The sequence below is a fragment of the Paenibacillus sp. genome, from assembly GCF_035645235.1.
Lineage (GTDB): Bacteria > Bacillota > Bacilli > Paenibacillales > YIM-B00363 > Paenibacillus_AE.
This window is the reverse complement of record NZ_DASQMZ010000051.1, coordinates 16731-34591: the sequence shown is the minus strand read 5'-3', so window position 1 is coordinate 34591 and position 17861 is coordinate 16731. Positions and strand designations below refer to the sequence as shown.

General features: G+C 64.4%; 19 protein-coding genes. 6 read left to right on the top strand and 13 right to left on the bottom strand.

All coding sequences use genetic code 11. The features are described 5' to 3' along the window. Together VEZ38_RS04510 and VEZ38_RS04505 are read left to right on the top strand one after the other, a co-directional pair. The coding region (locus VEZ38_RS04510; protein ID WP_324892153.1) for a WYL domain-containing protein at positions 1-644 on the top strand (644 nt) is incomplete at its 5' end. A 196-nt stretch (positions 645-840) separates the two neighbouring features. Beyond that, complete coding sequence (locus VEZ38_RS04505) at positions 841-984, top strand: hypothetical protein (protein ID WP_324892152.1); 144 nt, start codon at positions 841-843, stop codon at positions 982-984. Positions 985-1046: 62 nt separating this feature from the next. On the opposite strand, the gene VEZ38_RS04500 is transcribed toward VEZ38_RS04505, so the two are convergent. From VEZ38_RS04500 to VEZ38_RS04490, 3 genes are all read right to left on the bottom strand, one after another. Next, on the bottom strand, positions 1047-1673 hold the full coding sequence (locus VEZ38_RS04500) for an NUDIX hydrolase (RefSeq protein WP_324892151.1): 627 nt from the start codon (positions 1671-1673) through the stop codon (positions 1047-1049). A 353-nt stretch (positions 1674-2026) separates the two neighbouring features. Further along, a complete protein-coding gene (locus tag VEZ38_RS04495) occupies positions 2027-4156 on the bottom strand; it encodes an ABC transporter ATP-binding protein (RefSeq protein ID WP_324892150.1) in 2130 nt (709 codons plus the stop codon). Next, complete coding sequence (locus VEZ38_RS04490; RefSeq protein ID WP_324892149.1) at positions 4153-5931, bottom strand: ABC transporter ATP-binding protein; 1779 nt, start codon at positions 5929-5931, stop codon at positions 4153-4155. Before VEZ38_RS04490 ends, VEZ38_RS04495 begins: the two co-directional genes overlap by 4 nt. Positions 5932-6119: 188 nt before the next feature. Between VEZ38_RS04490 and VEZ38_RS04485 the strand changes: the two genes are divergently transcribed. After that, complete coding sequence (locus tag VEZ38_RS04485) at positions 6120-7022, top strand: AraC family transcriptional regulator (RefSeq protein ID WP_324892148.1); 903 nt, start codon at positions 6120-6122, stop codon at positions 7020-7022. Between the two features lie 105 nt (positions 7023-7127). Here VEZ38_RS04485 and VEZ38_RS04480 read toward each other — a convergent pair whose 3' ends face one another. Beyond that, positions 7128-8021, bottom strand: coding sequence for a GNAT family N-acetyltransferase (locus VEZ38_RS04480; protein ID WP_324892154.1), 894 nt, complete (start codon positions 8019-8021; stop codon positions 7128-7130). 145 nt (positions 8022-8166) lie between these two features. On the opposite strand from VEZ38_RS04480, the gene VEZ38_RS04475 reads away from it, so the two are divergent. Genes VEZ38_RS04475 through VEZ38_RS04465 form a run of 3 tightly spaced genes read left to right on the top strand, consistent with a single transcriptional unit; the run spans position 8167 to position 9489 of the window. Continuing rightward, positions 8167-8463 (top strand): hypothetical protein, encoded by a 297-nt coding sequence (locus VEZ38_RS04475; RefSeq protein WP_324892147.1) that lies wholly within the window; start codon positions 8167-8169, stop codon positions 8461-8463. Positions 8464-8495: 32 nt separating this feature from the next. Then, positions 8496-8975 (top strand): hypothetical protein, encoded by a 480-nt coding sequence (locus tag VEZ38_RS04470; protein ID WP_324892146.1) that lies wholly within the window; start codon positions 8496-8498, stop codon positions 8973-8975. Further along, positions 8965-9489: a hypothetical protein gene (locus tag VEZ38_RS04465; protein ID WP_324892145.1), complete on the top strand. Its 525-nt coding sequence runs from the start codon at positions 8965-8967 to the stop codon at positions 9487-9489. The genes VEZ38_RS04470 and VEZ38_RS04465 overlap by 11 nt, the downstream gene beginning before the upstream one ends. Here VEZ38_RS04465 and VEZ38_RS04460 read toward each other — a convergent pair. The 9 genes from VEZ38_RS04460 to VEZ38_RS04420 all read right to left on the bottom strand — a co-directional run bounded on the left by VEZ38_RS04460 (position 9486) and on the right by VEZ38_RS04420 (position 17774). Continuing rightward, positions 9486-10295, bottom strand: coding sequence for an ABC transporter permease (locus VEZ38_RS04460; protein ID WP_324892144.1), 810 nt, complete (start codon positions 10293-10295; stop codon positions 9486-9488). The two genes, VEZ38_RS04465 and VEZ38_RS04460, sit on opposite strands and share 4 nt — an antisense overlap. Next, complete coding sequence (locus VEZ38_RS04455; RefSeq protein WP_324892143.1) at positions 10279-11085, bottom strand: ABC transporter permease; 807 nt, start codon at positions 11083-11085, stop codon at positions 10279-10281. The genes VEZ38_RS04460 and VEZ38_RS04455 overlap by 17 nt, the downstream gene beginning before the upstream one ends. Further along, on the bottom strand, positions 11082-12080 hold the full coding sequence (locus tag VEZ38_RS04450; protein WP_324892142.1) for an ABC transporter ATP-binding protein: 999 nt from the start codon (positions 12078-12080) through the stop codon (positions 11082-11084). The genes VEZ38_RS04455 and VEZ38_RS04450 overlap by 4 nt, the downstream gene beginning before the upstream one ends. Positions 12081-12330: 250 nt before the next feature. Next, positions 12331-12990 (bottom strand): hypothetical protein, encoded by a 660-nt coding sequence (locus VEZ38_RS04445; protein ID WP_324892141.1) that lies wholly within the window; start codon positions 12988-12990, stop codon positions 12331-12333. 159 nt (positions 12991-13149) lie between these two features. After that, the gene (locus VEZ38_RS04440; protein WP_324892140.1) at positions 13150-14355 is read right to left on the bottom strand and encodes an MFS transporter; all 1206 of its coding nucleotides are present in this window, start codon (positions 14353-14355) and stop codon (positions 13150-13152) included. A 101-nt stretch (positions 14356-14456) separates the two neighbouring features. Further along, on the bottom strand, positions 14457-16688 hold the full coding sequence (locus VEZ38_RS04435; protein WP_324892139.1) for a heavy metal translocating P-type ATPase: 2232 nt from the start codon (positions 16686-16688) through the stop codon (positions 14457-14459). Between the two features lie 49 nt (positions 16689-16737). Further along, positions 16738-16941: a copper ion binding protein gene (locus VEZ38_RS04430; protein ID WP_324892138.1), complete on the bottom strand. Its 204-nt coding sequence runs from the start codon at positions 16939-16941 to the stop codon at positions 16738-16740. An 88-nt stretch (positions 16942-17029) separates the two neighbouring features. Then, on the bottom strand, positions 17030-17344 hold the full coding sequence (locus VEZ38_RS04425; RefSeq protein ID WP_324892137.1) for a metal-sensitive transcriptional regulator: 315 nt from the start codon (positions 17342-17344) through the stop codon (positions 17030-17032). Between the two features lie 112 nt (positions 17345-17456). Then, the gene (locus tag VEZ38_RS04420) at positions 17457-17774 is read right to left on the bottom strand and encodes a hypothetical protein (protein ID WP_324892136.1); all 318 of its coding nucleotides are present in this window, start codon (positions 17772-17774) and stop codon (positions 17457-17459) included. Positions 17775-17861 lie beyond the last annotated feature (87 nt).

Below are 17861 nucleotides of genomic sequence, written 5' to 3'. Positions count from 1 at the left end.
CGGAGGTCGCCCGGGAACGGATTCACGTCGACGGCGCGGGCTGGCATCAAGCCGCCGAGCCCGTCGTCCATCTGCAGCGCATCCAAGAAGCCGTCTGGCTCGAGCGGAGCATCCGAATCGCCTACGTGCGGAACGGGGACGACGAGCCGCCGACGGAGCGCGTCGTCCGTCCGCTCGGCCTGGTCGCCAAGCGCAGCACCTGGTATTTGGTCGCGGAGGCGGATTCGGACTATCGCACGTACCGCGTCTCCCGCATCGCGGACGTCGAGCTGCTCGACGAGACGTTCGAGCGGCCCGCCGGTTTCAACCTGGCCGCCTATTGGCAGCAGTCCACGGAAACGTTCCGAAGCAGCCTGCCCCGGTACGAAACGAAGCTGCTCGCGACGCCGCTCGCGGTCAGACGCCTGCAGTCCGAAAAATTCGCGACGCTCGTCTCCGCCGGGGAGACGACGCGGCCCGGGCGGATGGAAGCGACCGTACAGTTCCATACGCTGGAAACCGCGGCCGAAGCCGTGCTCGGCTTCGGCGCGGACGCGTTCGTGTTGGAGCCGGTCGAGCTTAGGGACTATGTGCTTGCGAGGGCGCGCGGCATCGTCGACCTGTACTCCTCATATATGACGGAGGATGACGCGCCGCGCGTGTAGACTGGATTTCGTAAGGCAGGCAGCAATCGGAAGGAGGAGAGACAGATGTATAAATGCCAATGCGGCAAGACGAAACACGCCGAAGGGTATTGCGACGGTTCCCACGCCAAGCAGGAGGCCCCCGCGCCGAATTCGAACGTAACGAAAACGAAGTAAGCCGGACTTTCCCGCAAAGCCGGAAAGGAGGTGACCCCGCATGACCGGACTTCTTCATCGCCAAAGCAAGTTTTTCCTAGTCGTCTGCGCCCTGACCGCGGCCTTGTTCGCCGCGAGCGCGATCGGCGGCGCCGAGGCGCAGGCGGGCAGCAAAAAGGGCTATATCGTGGTCGACCCGTTCTAAGCCGTACGCAACAACCGCACACGAGACGGCACGCTTACCCGGCGGCCGTCTCGCCCCCCCCCTTACGTTCGCGCCCCCGCCGCCAGCAGCCGCTCCGCCTCGTCGAACGCGGCCTCGTAGTACCGGCGTTCGTGCGGCACGAGATCGCGCCAGCGCACCGTCATCGCCTCGCGCAAGCCCCGCTCCGGCACGAGCCGGATCGCGGAGGCCGCATACGCCTCGCTCCGCACCACGCGGCGCGCGTCCGCGAGCGTCAGCAGCGCAAGCGCCGACACCTCGCCGTCTCGGAACCGGAACGCCTCGTCCGGCCCGTCGTACACATAGTAATGTACATGGCAAAATTCGTTGTCGACGAAGCCGTCGCGCGCGTATCGGTACGGCTTGCAGCCGCCGTACGCGAGCGCCGACCGCGGCACGGCGATGCCGAGCTCCTCCTCGATCTCCCGCGCCCCGTCCTCGACCGTCTCGCCCGCGCTCAGATGCCCCGCCGCCGTAATGTCCAGCAAGCCCGGGAAGTCTTCCTTCGAAGGATGACGCTCCTGGAAATACACATAGTCCTCGCCGCCGATCCGCCGCACGAACCAGCATTGGAACGTCTGATGCCACAGCCCCTCCCGATGCACCTCCGCCCGCGTCCGCGACCCGAGCCAATTCATGCCTTCGTCGAAAATGTCCAACCGCTCCGCCACACCCGCACCCCCGCCCCATACGTTCGCTCGTACCTCGCTCGCTTAAGGGTAGCAGATTGCGGGCGAAACTTCGAGACCCGGAGGGTGTACAGGTGCGGAACCCGCAGCGACTCGCCCGAATGAACGGCGGGAGCGCTTATTAGTTGCAAAATGTGCATCTATTTTTGCGGCTGCGGGCGATGAAAGCGCTTATCAACTAAAGGAACAGGGGGCAAATGGACGCTCGCGAGAGCGAATAGCTGCACAAATGCAGTTCCATCGAGCGGCACCGGCAGCGCGCCCGGCGTCGCCCCGTCCCGCGTGCCCGCGCGCGCGGAACGCCCCGAACCGTCGAACGGCTCGGGACGATGTTGTCAGTCCCCGGCGCCGGCCGCGACCTGGCGGTCCTTGTACTGCAGCTGATGCAGCCGGTAGTAATATCCGCCCTGCTCAAGCAGCTCCCGGTGGTTGCCCGTCTCGCGTACGCGGCCCTTGTGCATGACGATGATTTGATCGGCGTGCTGGATCGTCGACAGCCGGTGGGCGACGACGAGCGTCGTGCGGCCGCGCGACAGCTCCGCGAGCGCCTCCTGCACGACGAGCTCCGTCTCCGTGTCGATGTTCGACGTCGCTTCGTCCAAAATCAGCACCTGAGGCTTGAACACGACCGCCCGCGCGAACGACAGCAGCTGCCGCTGGCCGAGCGACAGCGTCACGCCGCGCTCGCCGAGCAGCGTGTCGTACCCGTCCGGCATCGAGCGCACGAATTCGTCCATATGCACGCGCTTCGCCGCGTCGACGACCGCCTCGTCGGAGATGCCCTCCTCGTTCAATCGGATGTTGGAGGCGATCGTGCCCGTGAACAAGAATACGTCCTGCTGCACGATGCCGACCGTGCGGCGCAGCTCCGCGAGCGACAGCTCCCGAATGTCGATGCCGTCGAGCAGAATGCGGCCCTTCTGGATGTCATAGAACCGATTGATCAGCTGAATGATCGAGCTCTTGCCCGCGCCGGTCGCGCCGACGAAGGCGACGGTTTGCCCCGGTTTGATCGTAAAGGAAACGTCCCGCAGCACCCATTCTTCGCCGTTGTAGGCGAACCAGACGTTTTCGAACCGAATTTCGCCCTTCACCGGCTGCGGCAGCGCGCGCGGAGACGCCGTCTCCGTCATCGCCGGCTCTTCGTCCAGCAGGTCGAAGATGCGCTCCGCGCCGACCATCGCCATCTGCACTTGGCCGTATTTCTCGGCGAGGCTCATAAGCGGATTAAAGAACTGCCGCACGTAGATCGTGAAGGCGAAGACGACGCCGAACTGCAGCGCCCCGTCGAGCACGCGCAGGCCCCCGTACCAGAGCAGCAGCGCGACGGCGAGGTTGCCGACGAAGCCGATCGCCGGCTGGAACACCGAGTTGATGATCGTGCCGCGCATGCCGGCGCGGAAGAAGCCCTCGTTCAGCTCCTCGAACTGCTCCCACTGCCGATGCTCCCGCACGAACATCTGCGTGATGCGCATGCCGGAGAGGTTTTCCGCGAGGAACGAATTGAGCCGCGAGAGAATCGCCCGGCTGACGCGCTGCGCGTCCCGGATGACCGTCTTGTACCAGAACGTGAGGATCGCGAGCGCCGGCAGCACGCACAGCGTCAGCAGCGCCAGCTCCGCGTTCAAATAGAACATGACGCCGACGATGCCGAGCAGGACGAGCACGTCTTTCACGAGCGTCACGAGCACCTGCGTAAACAAGTTATTGAGCGATTCCGTGTCCTGCGTGACGCGCACGACGAGCCGGCCGACCGGGTTGCGGTCGAAGAACGACATCGGCATGCGTCCGATATGCCGGAACAGCTGATCGCGGATCGTGTATAGGATGCGCTGTCCCGTAAACTGAAGCAGATTCATCTGCCAGACGGACAGCAGCGCGGCGCCGACGACCGCGAGCAGGAACAAGCCGCCGAGCCGCCAGATCGCCGGCGCGTCGCCCGCATGGAAGGCGTCGATCTCGGCCGGCGTCAGCGCCCGCGCCGCGACCGCCGTCCCGTCCGGGAGCGCCGCCGTCGCCGTCCCGCCCGGCCCCGGCGTCAGCGTATACCCGCCTTCCGCCTCGGCGGGCAGCCACCACTCGACGAGGTACGCCGTCCCGTCGACCTCCGCGATTTGCGCCTTGGCCAAACCCGCGGCCGCGCCGGTCGCCTCAGGCCCCCCGTCCCAGCCGAGGCGCGCGTACGCCCGCTCCCCCGTATCGCCCGGGAGCGGCGCGAGGCCGCGCGCCTCGAGCTCGGCGCGGGACGGCGCCGCGACCATCGGCTGGCGGTACCCGTTAATATGATCGTCGATCGCGACGCTGATCAGGAACGTGCGGCCGAGATCCGCCGCCACGACGAGGAACGCGAGCAGGATGCACAGCGCGAACGGCTTCCAATACGGCGCCGCGTACCGCAGGAGACGCGCGAGCAGTTGGGCGTCGCCGAACTTGACGACGTCCCTTTCGGTATGAATGTCTCTCATCCGTGCGACGCCCCCTCCCGCGAATCCGTCCGACGCGCTTCGTCGTCGAGCAGCTGTTTATGATACATGTCCGCATAGATGCCGCCGAGCCGCACGAGCCGGTCGTGGTCGCCTTGCTCGACGATGCGGCCGTGGTCGAGCACGATAATTTGATCCGCGCGGCGCACCGAGGAAATGCGGTGGCCGATAATGATCGTCGTCCGCCCCTTCATGACCCGATCGAGGCCGGCGAGAATGCGGTCCTCCGTTTCCGTGTCGACGGCCGACAGGCTGTCGTCGAACACGAGGATCGACGGCTTCTTGATAATCGCGCGCGCGATGCTGACGCGCTGCCGCTGCCCGCCGGAGAGCGACAGCCCCCGCTCCCCGAGCGCGGTGTCGAAGCCGCCGGGGAACTCGATAATGTTGTCGTACACCTGCGCGAGCCGCGCCGCCTCCTCCACCTCGTCCATCGAGTGCGGCTTCGGATCGAAGCTGATGTTGTCCTTGATCGTCGAGGAGAACAAGAAGCCGTCCTGCGGCACGAAGCCGACGTTCTCGCGCAGCGTCGCGAGCGGCACGGTCAGGATGTCGTGTCCGTCGACGTACAGCGTGCCGATCGGCGGATTGTACATGCGCACGAGCAGCGAGACGAGCGTGCTCTTGCCGCTGCCGACCTTGCCGACGATCGCGAGCGAGCTGCCGCGAGGCACGTGCAGCGTAATGTCTCGCAGCGCCGGCCGCTTCGCGCCGGGGTACTTGAACGTCAACCGGCGGAACGTAATTTCGCCGTCGAGCCGTACGATGCCGCGGTTCGTATCCGGCCCGTCGGTCACCTCCGGCGTCGTGTTCAAAATTTCGAGCAGCCGCTTCTCCGACGCGGAGCCCTTCTGCAGCACGTTCATCACCTTGCCAATGTTTTCGATCGGGCCGATGATGAGCGTCAAATACGTGTTGAAGGCGACGAATTCCCCGAGCGTGATCGCTCCGTCGAGCACCATGACCCCGCCGACGATGACCGAGATGAGGAACGAGACGCCGACGATGCCTTGGCTCGCGCCGTTAAACAGCGAGTTCGTCTTTACGAACTCCCGGTTCGTATGGACGGCTCGCGCGTTCGACGCGTCGAACTTCGCGGTCTCGGCCCGCTCCTGCACGAACGCCTTCACGACGCGGATGCCGGCGACGAATTCCTGCACGCGGCTCGTCATGTCGCCGATCGCGTCCTGCACGTCCGACGATTGCCGCATCACCTTCGTATGGAACCGGTACGCCATGAGGCTCAGCAGCGGCAGCGGCAGCAACGTCAGCACCGTCAGCAGCGGCGAGATGCTGAACGCCATCGCGCCGACCGTGACGCCGATCAGCACGATCGCCTCCGACACTTGGTAATACGCGCCCATGGTCACCTCGCGCATTACGCCGACGTCGCTGACGCCGTGCGCCATCAGATCGCCGACGCGCTGATTATTGTAGTACTGCACCGGCAGCCGCTCCCAATGCTTGAACAGATCGCCCCGCACCCGCTTCTCCAGCACCCGCGACAAGCGGAACATCGAGATGCGGCTGACGGAGCGAAACAGCGCGGTGCCGAACGCGACCGCGCCGATGCCGAGCGCGAAGGCGGCGATGCGTCCCGGATCGAGCGCGCCTTCCTCCAGCCGATCCGTGAACCGCCCCATGAGCGCCGGGATCAGCAGCTGCAGCAGCGACGAGACGGTGACCAGCGCGAAACCGATCAAGTACGACCAGCGGTGGCGAACGATGTGCTCGCGGAATATCGTTTTCCTGCCCAAAGATGCCTTCCTCCCCTGTCTAACGTCGTTCCGCTTAGTGTGCCTCGCGGACGCCTTCCGAATTTCGTAAACTCTTCACATATCGTATTTGATATAATGGGCTCAGCCTAGATAGGAAAGTAACTTGAATTGTCAATATTCTAACTTCGGCGTTGAACGAAACCTTGCGGCGGCAAGGGCGGAAGGACGTGGCGTACGTGGATTTCCTGCAATTCAAAGCGCCGCCGCTGCCCCATTATATCGTGGGCGGGGAGCGGACGTATCCGATCGGCAAGACGCATCCGGCGGTCGCGAACCTCGGCATTTTCAAGATGCTGGTGGTCGTTCGGGGGAAGGTCTCGCTCGCGGAGGACGAGAAGGAGTTTCGGGTGACGAAGGGGCACGCGTTCATTGTAAGGCCGGACAAGAGCTACGCGCCGCTCGAGCCGGCGAAGCGGGAGACGCAATATTTTTGGGTGCATTTCCAGACGACGGGGGAGTGGAGCGCGGTGACGGAGGAGGAGGCCGGCCCGGGCGGCGCGCGGCTGTATCCGTACGACGAGGTCATTCCGCGGCAAGAGCTGACGCGCAAGCGCGTGCAGCACTTCACGCTCGTCGTGCCGCAGTTTTGCAAGCTGACGCTCCCGACGAAGACGTACCGGAATATTAAGCGGTTGATCGACCTGAACCGGCATCATAAGCCGTCGCTCATGTGGCAGCAGCAGACGATTTTTCAAGAGGTGCTGCACGATCTGCACGGCGAGCAGCAGTACCGCGCCGCGTCGTCGTCCATCGCGCTCGCCGAGAAAACCGCGCAGCTGCTGCGGGAGCGGTACCGGGAGCCGCTCCATTACCGGGAAATCGGGGAAAGCCTGAATTTTCACCCGACGTACGTCGCGCGCTGCATGCAGCAGGTGTTCGGCGTCACGCCGCTCGAATATTTGAAGCAATATCGCGTCGAGCAGGCGAAGCTGCTGCTGGTCAACACCGACGCGCCGGTCAGCCGCATCGCGGAGGATGTCGGATTTTCGCATATGTCGTATTTTACGCAATGCTTTGCGAAGACGGAGGGCGTGACGCCGAGCGAGTACCGGAAGTCGCATCGGCTGTAACGCGGCCGCGGGCTGGATACCTATTTGTTAAGGACTTTTATATATTTAATAAAATCTTTTCGCTAAATAGGTAAAATCGCTTAACAAGCTTGCTTTCATAGCCGTTTACGCCTTCCCCCGCGCCCGGTCGATCGCGTCGAGCCGCCAATGGTAGTGCTCATCCTCGCGATATAACCGGAAGCCGTTCTTGCGCAGCACGCGGATCGACGCCGCGTTGTCCCGCAGCGTCTCGGCGGTCACCCGTCCGGCGCCGTGCTCGAACGCCCAGGCGACGAGCGCGGCCGCCGCCTCCGTCGCATAGCCTCGTCCCCGGTGCTCCGGTAGAAAGCCGTAGCCGATATCCACCGCGCCGGCGAAGTCGGGATTGCCCTTAAAGCCGGCGTCCCCGACGAGCTCGCCGGTCTCCTTCAGCCGCACGAGCCACACCCCCCACCCCAGCAGCCTCGGATGCTGCCGCAGCGACCGGAGATACGTCTTCACATGATTGCCGATCGGGTAGCCTTCCGCCGCCGCCGCTTCGTATCGCTCCAGCGTGCAAGGCAGCAGCACGAGCCTTTCGGTCTCGACCGGCTGGGCGAACCGGCGAAGATGCCGGCGCGCGGTCGCCGCCCGGATCGCCAGCAGCGCGTGGAAATACAACACCCCGGCCGGAACGCCGACGCTCGCCGCTTGCGCCGCGGTCTCGACGAAGGCGGCTTGTTTGCCGAACATCGCGTAGGCGAGCCCGAGCAACGACGCGAAGCCCGCCCCGGCATAGAGCGCCATGCGAACCGCGTACGAGCGGGCGCGCGACGACTTCTCCTCCTCGCTCGTCAGCGAGGCCGCCAATCCGTCCGCGATAATCGACGCGGCCGCGCCGAGGGTCAAGTATAGCGGCAGCGCGATCAGCCCGGTCCATACCCCCGGCGCCGCCGGACGCCCCAGCCAATGAAATTCTCCGTATAAGACCAGCGGGAGCGCCGCCGCCGCGACGAGTCCCGCGATCCATCGCTCCGTCATCGAGTTCACGGCGCGTCCCTCCCGAGTCGTAAAGCCTCTGTATCAAATGTAACATTACCACCGCGCGTATGGATTGCAAAGTGCCTGAGAGGGGAATACTGGGAGGAAACGATTTTTTAACGACCCCTAAAGGAGCCCGATCGCCATGCAAACCCCTCCCCGCACCCAGATCTCGCTCGAAGAATCGATTCGCCGTCTGTACAACCGCATCGAACGCGAAACGAGCGGCGCCGCGTCGTCCGAAACCCACGTGCTCGCCGTCGACAACAAAATTATCGTCGTCGCCCGGGGCGTGCCCGTGGACAAGTCGCCCGCCTACGAGCAGACGCTCCGTTCGGAATTCGCTTCCGAGCTCGGCTGCCGCGTCGAGTCGCTGCGCACCCGCATCTCGCTCGCCGATGACGAGAAGATGGAAATTTTCGTGCTGAGCCGCCCGCTTTAACTTCCCGGATTCTGCAAAAATGAGGTGGAGCCATGGCGCTCGTCGCATCCCTGCTTTTCGTCCTGCTCACGGCGCTTGCGCTGGCGGCGCTGCCCCGCAAGCTGCCGCTGCGGACGAACATCATTTTATACATGGCGCTCTCGATCGTCATTATCAACAAGTTTACGCTGCTAACCTACTCCTACCGCCTGTATACGGTGAGCGAACACCCCGTGAAGTTTCTCGCGGCCGTGCTGCAACGGGATTTCACGGTCACCCTCGGCATGCTCGTGTTCGCCAACGCGTTCTTTACCGAAACCCGGCTCGCGCGGAGGCTCGGCGCAGCGGCCGGCGTCCTGTTGCTTCTGGTCGCCACCGGCCAAGTGCTGTTGCGCCTGGACGTCTTTCAATACCGCCTATGGAATATCGGTTACGAGGTGTTGACCATAGCGGCGATGATGGCTGTGACGTACGGCTTCGCGAAAGGCGCGCTTGCGCTCGAGCGGAAGGAGGAACGCGCCCATGCCGGATAACGCCGTGCACGACATCGGATTTAACGCCAACGAGTGGTTCGTGCTCGGCATGGTCGCGGTCGGCGCGGCCGCGGTATGGCTCGCGCCGAAGCGCTTTACCGCGATGCAGGCGCTGTTCACCCTCATGTACGGCATCGTCCTCGGCCTCATGTTCGACCATACGATCGCCGTGCCGCCGTTCGACCTGTACGACGTCGGCGATCAGGCGAAGTACCAAGGCTTCGATATATTCTCGTACGTCATGTACGCGCCGTACGGGTACTTCTTCATCTACGGGTATTACTGGCTCCGCGTGCGAGGCTTCGGCGTAATTTTGTACGTCGCCGCTTGGACGGCGGCGGGCGCCTTCATCGAATGGATCGGCGTGCTCGTCGGCGTCTTTCATTACAAGAACGGATACTGGCTCCTCTACTCCGTACCGATCTATGCGTATTTGCAGTGCCTTCATCTGCTGCTTTTCCGCGCCGTCTTCGCGCGGGCGCCCCGCGCGGACCGACCCTGCCGGGAAACCTAACTCCGCATCGCGATCGCGTTGCCGGAGCTGTACCGCCGCAGGCCCGCGTAGAAAAACCAAGTGCCGAACGCGGCAATCCCCGCCGACATGCCGAGCGCGCCGAGCAGGAAGTCCCATTGCACGGCGTCTCGCAGCAAGCCGATCGGCATATACGAGATGAACCCGGCCGGCACGACCGTAAAGATGACGACCCGCCCCCACCCTTTGAAAATGTCCGTCGGGTACGTCGAGAACGACACCACGGCATTGAACATCTGTCCCGTCAGCCCCTCCGCGTTGCCGATCCAGAAGGCGAGCGAGCCGACGATCACCATGAAAAACAAGAAGATGACCGCCGCCACGACGTGCGCGAGCGCGTACTTCGCGAAACCGAGCCACGAACCGTCCCCGAACAGCACATACAAAATAACGGAGAACGCCGCATCCCCGATCGCCGTCACCGACATGCGGCTCGCGAGCACGTTCAGCAGCACCGGCTTCGGCTGGACGAGATACACGTCGAGCTGCCCGTTCGCCGTCAGCCACGCGATCCGGTTCATGTTGCCGAACAGCGTCGCGGCGATGCCGAAGCCGCCCGCGCTGATCGCCCACAGCATCATGACGTCCGGCAGCGACCACCCGTTCACGACTTCGAACCGTTGAAAGAACAAGCTCCAGAAGAAAATCCAGACGGAGTTATTGACTACCATCATCCCGGCCATGAGCAGGAAGCTCATCCGAAACTCCATCGCGCCGGCGAGATTCAGCTTCCAGCACGTCAGCAGGAACGCGAGCGTCCCCCGCAGCCTTCTACCCCCCGTTAACATGGAGCTTCTTCACCCCTCTCCCGTACATCCAAAACACGACCGCCGCAAGCGCCGCCGCCCACGCCCACTGCGCCGCCAACATGCCGAGCAGCTTCGACGCGTCAAAGCTCGTCACCGTCGACGCCGGAAAGTACAGCACCGCTTGGAACGGCAGCCACCGGCATACGTCCTGCAGCCACAGCGGGAACATCTCGAGCGGCATCAGCATGCCGCCGACCGTAAACAGCAGCTTCTTATAAATAAAATCGAGGCCCGTCGTCTCCTCGACCCAGAAGGCGCACAGCGCAATGATCATGCTCATCAGGAAGTTAACCGTCAGCGCGCCGGCCGCCACGAGCGGCAGCGCCAGCCAGCCGTAGCCGAAGTCTGGCGCCCCGAAGACGAGCAGGCCGAGCGCCCCGCCCGCCGCGAGATTGACGGCGAGCCGCAGCAGCGCGTCCGCGTTGTACCACGCGAAATAATAGCCGACGTAATGCATCGGCTTCGTCAGCCGGTACGCGACGTCCCCGCTCTTCACGTCCTGCTCGACGGCCGGCTGCAGCGCCGGCAGCGCCATCGTGACCGCTTCGGAAATAATCAGGTACCACACGAGATCGGCGTACGTATACCCCGCGATCGACGGCTCCCCCTCGCCCGCGTACGTCGCGCCCCACAGCTGCATGAAGATATACAGGATAATTAAGAGGAAAAGGGTTCTCACGAGAAAGTCCGCCACGTAGACGAAGGAGTTCTTCAGCGTGATCCGGGTGACCGCCGGGTATTTCCGCCACGCCAGCGCCGCATTCCTCATCCGGCCGCCCCTCCCTTCCGCTCGTAAATGTGCTTGATGATCTCCTCCATCGGCGGGTCCTCGATCGTCACGTCTCGGATCGGCACTGCGCCGACGATGCGCCCGAGCACCGCCTCGATGCTCGTCGCCGCCGTGTCGACCGACAGCGTCACGAACGGACCGTCCCGCCCCGTCACCGCCGCGCCCGCGCAGGCGAACGGCGCGTCGGCGGCGCCTTCGGCCAGCTCCAGCCGAATCGTCTTGTGCGTCAGCAGCTCCCGCTTCAGCACGGAGACCGGCTGATCGAGGATGACCTGCCCGTGATTGATGACGATCGCCCGCTTGCACAGCTGCTCGATATCCCCCGGGTCGTGCGAGGTGAGGAAGAACGTCGTCCCCTCCTCGCGGTTCAGCTCCCGAATCAGCTCGCGGATATGCTGCTTGACGACGACGTCGAGGCCGATCGTCGGCTCGTCGAGGAAGACGATCTCCGGCCGATGCAGCAGCGCGGCCGCCAGCTCGCACCGCATCCGCTCGCCGAGCGACAGCTTGCGCACCGGCGTCTGCAAGTACGGCTCCAGACGGAACCGCTCGATCAGCAGGTCGCGCCGCTGCGCATAGTCGCGCTTGCCGAGCTCGTAGATGCGCCGCATCAGCTCGAACGTATCCGTCGGCGGCAGGTGATACCACAGCTGCGACTTCTGCCCGAACACGCTGCCGATCCGGAACGACAGCGCATGCCGGTCCTGCCACGGCGTCAATCCGAGCACGCGCGCTCGGCCGCCGCTCGGATGCAGGATGCCGGTCAGCATCTTGATCGTCGTCGACTTGCCCGCCCCGTTCGGCCCGAGGAACGCGAGCGTCTCCCCGCGCTCCGCCGCGAACGAGATCGGCTCGACCGCCGTCTTCGCCGCGTACTCCGGCCGGAACAGTCCCTTCACGCCCGCCGCGAACCCTTCCCCCTTCCGCTTCGTGCGGAACGTCTTCGTCAACCCCTCCACTTCGATTGCCTTCATGCCCGTCTCCCCGCTCTCCTCTGTCTCTTTCCCCCGGTAAAGCAAAAAAGACCTATCGGCTCGTTCGCCCGGGGGCGGAACTTGCCGAAGGTCTTTTATCCCTTACGGTGTAGCCTGCTGATCGCACGCCGGCTTCGCTCGGTTCCTCCGCGGCGTCTTGCTCGACGCCCCGGCGACTCCCTAGAAACCCTTCCGTTTGATGTTAGATACTACCATGCAGGCGAGCCGGTTGGCAACTCTTATTTTCCCATTATTCGCCTTTCAGCGATTGGATCAGCTCGTAGAGCACTGCGCCCATGCCGTCGCCTGCGTCCTGCGGGTAGCTGGAATGGATGACCACCGCCGTGCCGTCGACGTCGAACGCGTTGAAGCCGTAGAGGTAGTTCCCCTTCTGGAAGCCCTGCACCTTGCCCGGATAGCCGTTCAGATCGATGCCGATATCCGCCAGCTCGGCGGCCTCGTACCCGTCCGCGTAGCGCTTCTGCGCTTCGGCGACCGCCTCGTCCAAGGAGACGCCCGCAAGCGCTTCGACGGCGATCGTCGCAACGTCGTCGCCCATCTGCGACTTATATACGACTTGCCCGTTCTCGACGGCCGGCGCGCCCATGACGCTGCGCAGCACGTACCGAATGCCGAAAGGCGTCAATGTATATTCGGTTACCTTCACCTTCTCGCTCATGCCTTCGATCGACGTTTCGATCTCGACCTCCGCGCCGGTTTCGACGCCTAACTCCTCCGCAGGCTCCTCGGCCGGCTGCTCGGCCGGCGGGGTCGTCTCCGTCGGCGACTCCTGCGCCGGCGGCTCCGCGGCGCCCTGTCCGCCGTTCCCTTGCTCGCTCGCCGCGCCGCAGCCGCTTACCGCCACAGCCAATACCGCCAGGATGGTCAACCATTTCATTTTCATCGTCATCGTCTTCTCCCTCCAGTCTCTTTCTGTACCTCCTAACGCCCTGCGCCGCCGGAAGGTTGCACCCGCTGCATGCCCGCATACAAAAAAAAACCTTGGTTTCGCAAACCTGCTAGGTTTGTTGTGTCCAAGGGGTTGTTCGGCTATGCGTATCCTTCTTGTTTAAGATCCTGCCGTGCGCGCCGCCGCCCGGCGAGCGATCGCGGCGAACGCCAACGTCACGGCGACCGAGCCGAGGGCCGTCGCCCCGCCGAGCCAGAAGCCCGCTTGCAAGCCCCCAAGCCCGTTGATCCACCCGGCGGCGAACGGCCCGGCGAACATGCCCGCCGCGTAAGCGGCTTGGTAGAAGCCCATCGCGGTCGCCTGCTTTTCCGCCGCGACGCCTTGAATCGCCAGCGCCAGAAGCAGCGGAAAATGAAGCCCCTGCGCAAGCCCGTTCAGCGCTTGGGTCGCGTACAACGCCGGCAGCGTCTCGGCGAACGGAATGGCCAGCGTGCACGCGCCGCTGACGGCGAAGCCGGCCGCGATCGTCGGCCAGACGCCGAACCGCGGGGCGACCCACCGCCCGCTGTACAGCTGCGCGAACGCATGCGGCACCATGAAGGCGAAGCTGAGCAGGCTGAGCTCCCATCGGGACGCCCCGAGCTCGGCGGTCGCGTACGACGGGGTAAAGCCGAACATCGTAATGAACAGGACGCTATGCGCCAAGATCGACAGGATCGATACGCGAAGGAGCGGCGCGCTGCGCACGACGTCGCCGATGTCGGCAAGCCGCATCGGATTTCTAGCGACCCCGTCCGACGGCTCTTTAATAAAGAAGGCGGCCGCGAGGCCGATCGCGCCGGCGAGCGCCCCGGCGAGGAACGTCGCCCGGGCGCCGTACGCCTCCGCGAGCCAGCCGCTCAGGCCCATGCCGACGAGCTGGCCGGCGACGATCAGAAAGCTGATGGCGCTCATCGCCCGCTGCAGTTCGCTGCGAGCGTAATAAGCCGCGTAGAGCACCGTGAACGCGACCCACGTCGAGGCGCATACGCCGAACATCGCCCGCGCGGCGAACGCCCAGCCGGGATGCGACCCGGCGGCGAACAGCAGGCACGACAAGGCGCCGGTCAACAAGCCCAGCGCGATGAAGGGGCGCCGACGCCGCACCCGGTCCGAGAAGATGCCGATCGGCAAGCGCAGCACGATCTGCACGAAGCCGTAGGCGCCGATAATGATGCCGGCCGTCGCCGCGCCGACCTTCAGCTCCTCCAGCAGATACGGCGACAAAATCGGGACGTGGGTGTACAAAGAAGTCCAATACAAAAGCGTGACGACCGCGAAGATGACATGATGCCTTCGATCGGTCGGGATGGACGGTCGATCCATACGTGCAACTGCTCCTCCCGTCGGCAGGTCGCCGATTCCGAACGGACGGAAGCGCCGCATCCGGAAATGGATGCGGCGCCTCGCGTCGCTGTTCTCCCAGTTTACCCTTCCGGCTTCGCCTTCTGCAAGCGCAAAGCGTTCAAGACGACCGATACGGAGCTGAGCGCCATCGCCGCGCCCGCGACCCACGGCGCGAGCAGCCCGACCGCGGCGATCGGAATGCCGAGCGCGTTGTAGGCGAGCGCCCAGAACAAATTTTGGCGAATATTTCGCATCGTGCGGCGGCTCAGCTCGATAGCGTCGGCGATGCCCGCGAGATCGCCCCGCATCAGCGTGACGTCCGCCGCCTCGATCGCGACGTCCGCCCCCGTGCCGACGGCCATGCCGATATCGGCGACCGCCAGCGCCGGGGCGTCGTTCATGCCGTCTCCGACCATGCCGACCTTCCGCCCCTCCGCTTGAAGCCGCCGAATCTCGGCCGCCTTCCCTTCCGGCCGCGTCTCCGCGAAGACGCGTTCGATGCCGACCTGCGCGGCGATCGCCCTCGCGGCGCGCTCGTTGTCGCCGGTCATCATGACGACCTCGAGCCCCATCGCCCGAAGCCGGGCGATGGCCGCCTTCGACGTCGGTTTCACGGCGTCCGCTACCGCGAGCAGCCCCGCGTACCGGCCGTCCACGGCGGCGAGCATGACCGTCTTGCCGGCCTCCTCGAGGCGCCGCACCGCGTCGTACGCCCGCCGTGCGTCGATGCCCTCCGCTTCCAGCAGCCGCTTCGTGCCGACGAGCACGCGGCGGCCCTCCACGACGGCGGCGACGCCGGCGCCCGGGATCGCCTCGAACGAGCTCGCTTTCGGCAGCGTCGCGCCCGCCGTCTTCGCCCCGGCGACGATCGACTTCGCGATCGGATGCTCGGACCCGCTCTCCGCCGCCCCGACGAGCCGGAGGAAGACGCGCGGATCGAGCTCGCTCCGCACGTCGGTCAGCTCCGGCTTCCCCTTCGTCACCGTGCCCGTCTTATCGAGCACGATCGTATCCAGCCGGTGCGTCGCTTCCAGATGCTCCCCGCCCTTGAACAGGACGCCGAGCTCGGCCGCCCGTCCCGAGCCGGCCATAATCGAAGTGGGGGTCGCAAGACCGAGCGCGCACGGGCAGGCGATGACGAGGATCGCGATCGACGCGTTGAGCGCGGCCGCCGCGTCGCCCGGCGCGAAGACGAAATACCAGGCCGCGAATGCGACGGCCGCGGCCGCGGCGACGATCGGGACGAACACGCCCGAGATGCGGTCGGCGACCCGTTGAATCGGCGCTTTAGAGCCTTGGGCTTCCTCCACGATGTTGACGATGTGCGCGAGCGCCGTATCTTTGCCGACTTTGGTCGCACGCACGCGCAGCAAGCCGTTCTTGTTCATCGTCGCCCCGACGACCAGATCGCCGGGACGCTTTTCGACCGGCAAGCTCTCCCCCGTCAGCATCGACTCGTCGACAGCGGACGCGCCCTCGATCACGACGCCGTCGACCGGAATTTTCGCTCCCGGCCGAACGATCGCGACGTCGCCGACGACGACCTCCTCGACGGGAAGAAGCCGCTCTTCGCCGCCTCTTACGACGAGGGCCGTCTTCGCCTGCAGTCCCAGCAACGACCGGATCGCCGCCGACGTCCGGCCCTTCGCCTGCGCTTCAAGCAGCTTCCCGAGCACGACGAGCGTAAGGAGCGCCGCGCTCGTCTCGTAGTATAGCGCGGGACCGTGGCGCGCGATGGCGCCTTCCGCGTACCAGACGACCGTGAGATACAAGCTGTAGAAATAAGCGGCCGACGTTCCGAGCGCGACCAGCACGTCCATATTGGCCGAGCCGTTGCGAAGCGCCTTATAAGCGCCTACATAGAAAGCGCCGCCGACGAGAAATTGAACGGGAGTCGCCAACAGCAGCTGGAACCATGGCTGCATAAACAAAGACGGCACCCACATCCACGACGTGAACGAGAAGTGCCCGGCCATCGCCCATAGCAGAGGCAAAGAAAGGGCGGCCGACGCCGCCAGCTTGACGCGCTGCCGGCGCAGCTCCTCCGTCCGGCGCGCTTGCGCGTCTCCCGCCTCCTCGACGGGCGACGCGCCGTAGCCGAGCTTCTCGACGCGCGATCGCATTGCCTCGACCGATACCTCTCCCGGCGCGTACGAGACGCGCGCGGTTTCCGTCGCGAGGTTGACGGCGGCCGACCGTACGCCGGGCAGCTTGCCGAGCCCCTTCTCGATGCGGCTCGCGCACGCCGCGCACGTCATGCCCGTAACTTGCAGCGTCGCCTGCCGCAGCGCGCTTTCCTCCATGGCTTGCATCCGCGTTCCCCGCCCTTCCGTTCGCCAACCCCGACCCCGACTCCCGCGATTAACTTACGACGTCGTAGCCTTGCTCCTCGATCGTTTCCTTCAACGCCTCGACCGTCATTTTGCCCTCTTCGAATTGCACCGTCACCTTGCCGGCCGCGAGGTCGACCTTGCCGACGGCACCGATCTCCTTCAGCGCGCTTTCGATCGAGTGTACGCAATGGTTGCAGCTCATTCCCTGCACTTGGAACGTTACGTTAGACATCGAACATATCCCCTTTCGATTGGTTGGTTTGCTTGTTTCGCTTATTAATAATATACCCCCGTACCCTATACAAAGTCAATATGCCGTATTACTTCATCAGCTTATTGACCGTCACCAGCAGTTCGTCGATCGCTTCCGTGTCCCCTTCTTGGATGCGTTCGATCACGCAGCTCTTCATGTGGTGCTCCAGCAGCAGCTTGCCTACGCCGTTGAGCGCCGACTGAATCGAAGCGATCTGGTTCAGCACGTCGTCGCAATACGTATCCCGTTCGATCAGGCCGCGCACGCCGCGCACTTGTCCCTCGATCCGGTTCAGCCGGCTGATTAAGTTCGCCTTCACTTTATCGGAATGGTGGCTCTTGCGTTCATGGCCGTGAACATGCTCTTTATGATTATGCTCCATGGGACATCCTCCTTTTCCCTCTATTATACGATAGCCCCATACCCTATATCCATAAAAAAAGAAAAAAGACTCTCCGCGGGGAAAGTCTTCTTCCTCTTGCGCCTCGAACGCTTTAATACAAGAAGAACGGCAGCGCGAACAGGAGCGCGATCGCCGCCGCGTCCAACGCGTACGCGCCCGGATAATACGGCCCGTACGGGTACGGACCGAGCGCCTTCGCCTTCGCGCGCAGCGTCCGCTTCGCCTTCGTCACGTTCACGGCCATCTTGCCCGGTCCCTTCACGGCGCGATGCAAGTAAATCCGCCCGTCCTGCGTCCCGGCCAAGACGCCGTAGACGTGCGTTCCGTCCCGCAGCACGGCGCATACCGGCATCCCCACATATTCATGGCACGATTCGACGCGAATCCGTTTCAGCTCATGCAAGGTCATGGCAGCCCCTCCCTTCTCGGTTTCCCTCAGCATATGCGGAGCGGAAGGCCGCCGATTGTACGAACGCACATGCATCGGGGCGGGCGA

Bases quoted from the DNA above. Each gene is read 5' to 3' on its own strand.
- VEZ38_RS04480 (WP_324892154.1), bottom strand. From the start codon at position 8,021: ATGACGGAGCGATGGATCGCGGGACTCGTCGCGGCGGCGGCGCTCCCG.
- VEZ38_RS04470 (WP_324892146.1), top strand. From the start codon at position 8,496: ATGGCGCTCGTCGCATCCCTGCTTTTCGTCCTGCTCACGGCGCTTGCG.
- VEZ38_RS04440 (WP_324892140.1), bottom strand. From the start codon at position 14,355: ATGGATCGACCGTCCATCCCGACCGATCGAAGGCATCATGTCATCTTC.
- VEZ38_RS04465 (WP_324892145.1), top strand. From the start codon at position 8,965: ATGCCGGATAACGCCGTGCACGACATCGGATTTAACGCCAACGAGTGG.
- VEZ38_RS04420 (WP_324892136.1), bottom strand. From the start codon at position 17,774: ATGACCTTGCATGAGCTGAAACGGATTCGCGTCGAATCGTGCCATGAA.
- VEZ38_RS04505 (WP_324892152.1), top strand. From the start codon at position 841: ATGACCGGACTTCTTCATCGCCAAAGCAAGTTTTTCCTAGTCGTCTGC.
- VEZ38_RS04445 (WP_324892141.1), bottom strand. From the start codon at position 12,990: ATGACGATGAAAATGAAATGGTTGACCATCCTGGCGGTATTGGCTGTG.
- VEZ38_RS04460 (WP_324892144.1), bottom strand. From the start codon at position 10,295: ATGTTAACGGGGGGTAGAAGGCTGCGGGGGACGCTCGCGTTCCTGCTG.
- VEZ38_RS04430 (WP_324892138.1), bottom strand. From the start codon at position 16,941: ATGTCTAACGTAACGTTCCAAGTGCAGGGAATGAGCTGCAACCATTGC.
- VEZ38_RS04425 (WP_324892137.1), bottom strand. From the start codon at position 17,344: ATGGAGCATAATCATAAAGAGCATGTTCACGGCCATGAACGCAAGAGC.
- VEZ38_RS04450 (WP_324892142.1), bottom strand. From the start codon at position 12,080: ATGAAGGCAATCGAAGTGGAGGGGTTGACGAAGACGTTCCGCACGAAG.
- VEZ38_RS04475 (WP_324892147.1), top strand. From the start codon at position 8,167: ATGCAAACCCCTCCCCGCACCCAGATCTCGCTCGAAGAATCGATTCGC.
- VEZ38_RS04435 (WP_324892139.1), bottom strand. From the start codon at position 16,688: ATGCAAGCCATGGAGGAAAGCGCGCTGCGGCAGGCGACGCTGCAAGTT.
- VEZ38_RS04455 (WP_324892143.1), bottom strand. From the start codon at position 11,085: ATGAGGAATGCGGCGCTGGCGTGGCGGAAATACCCGGCGGTCACCCGG.
- VEZ38_RS04495 (WP_324892150.1), bottom strand. From the start codon at position 4,156: ATGAGAGACATTCATACCGAAAGGGACGTCGTCAAGTTCGGCGACGCC.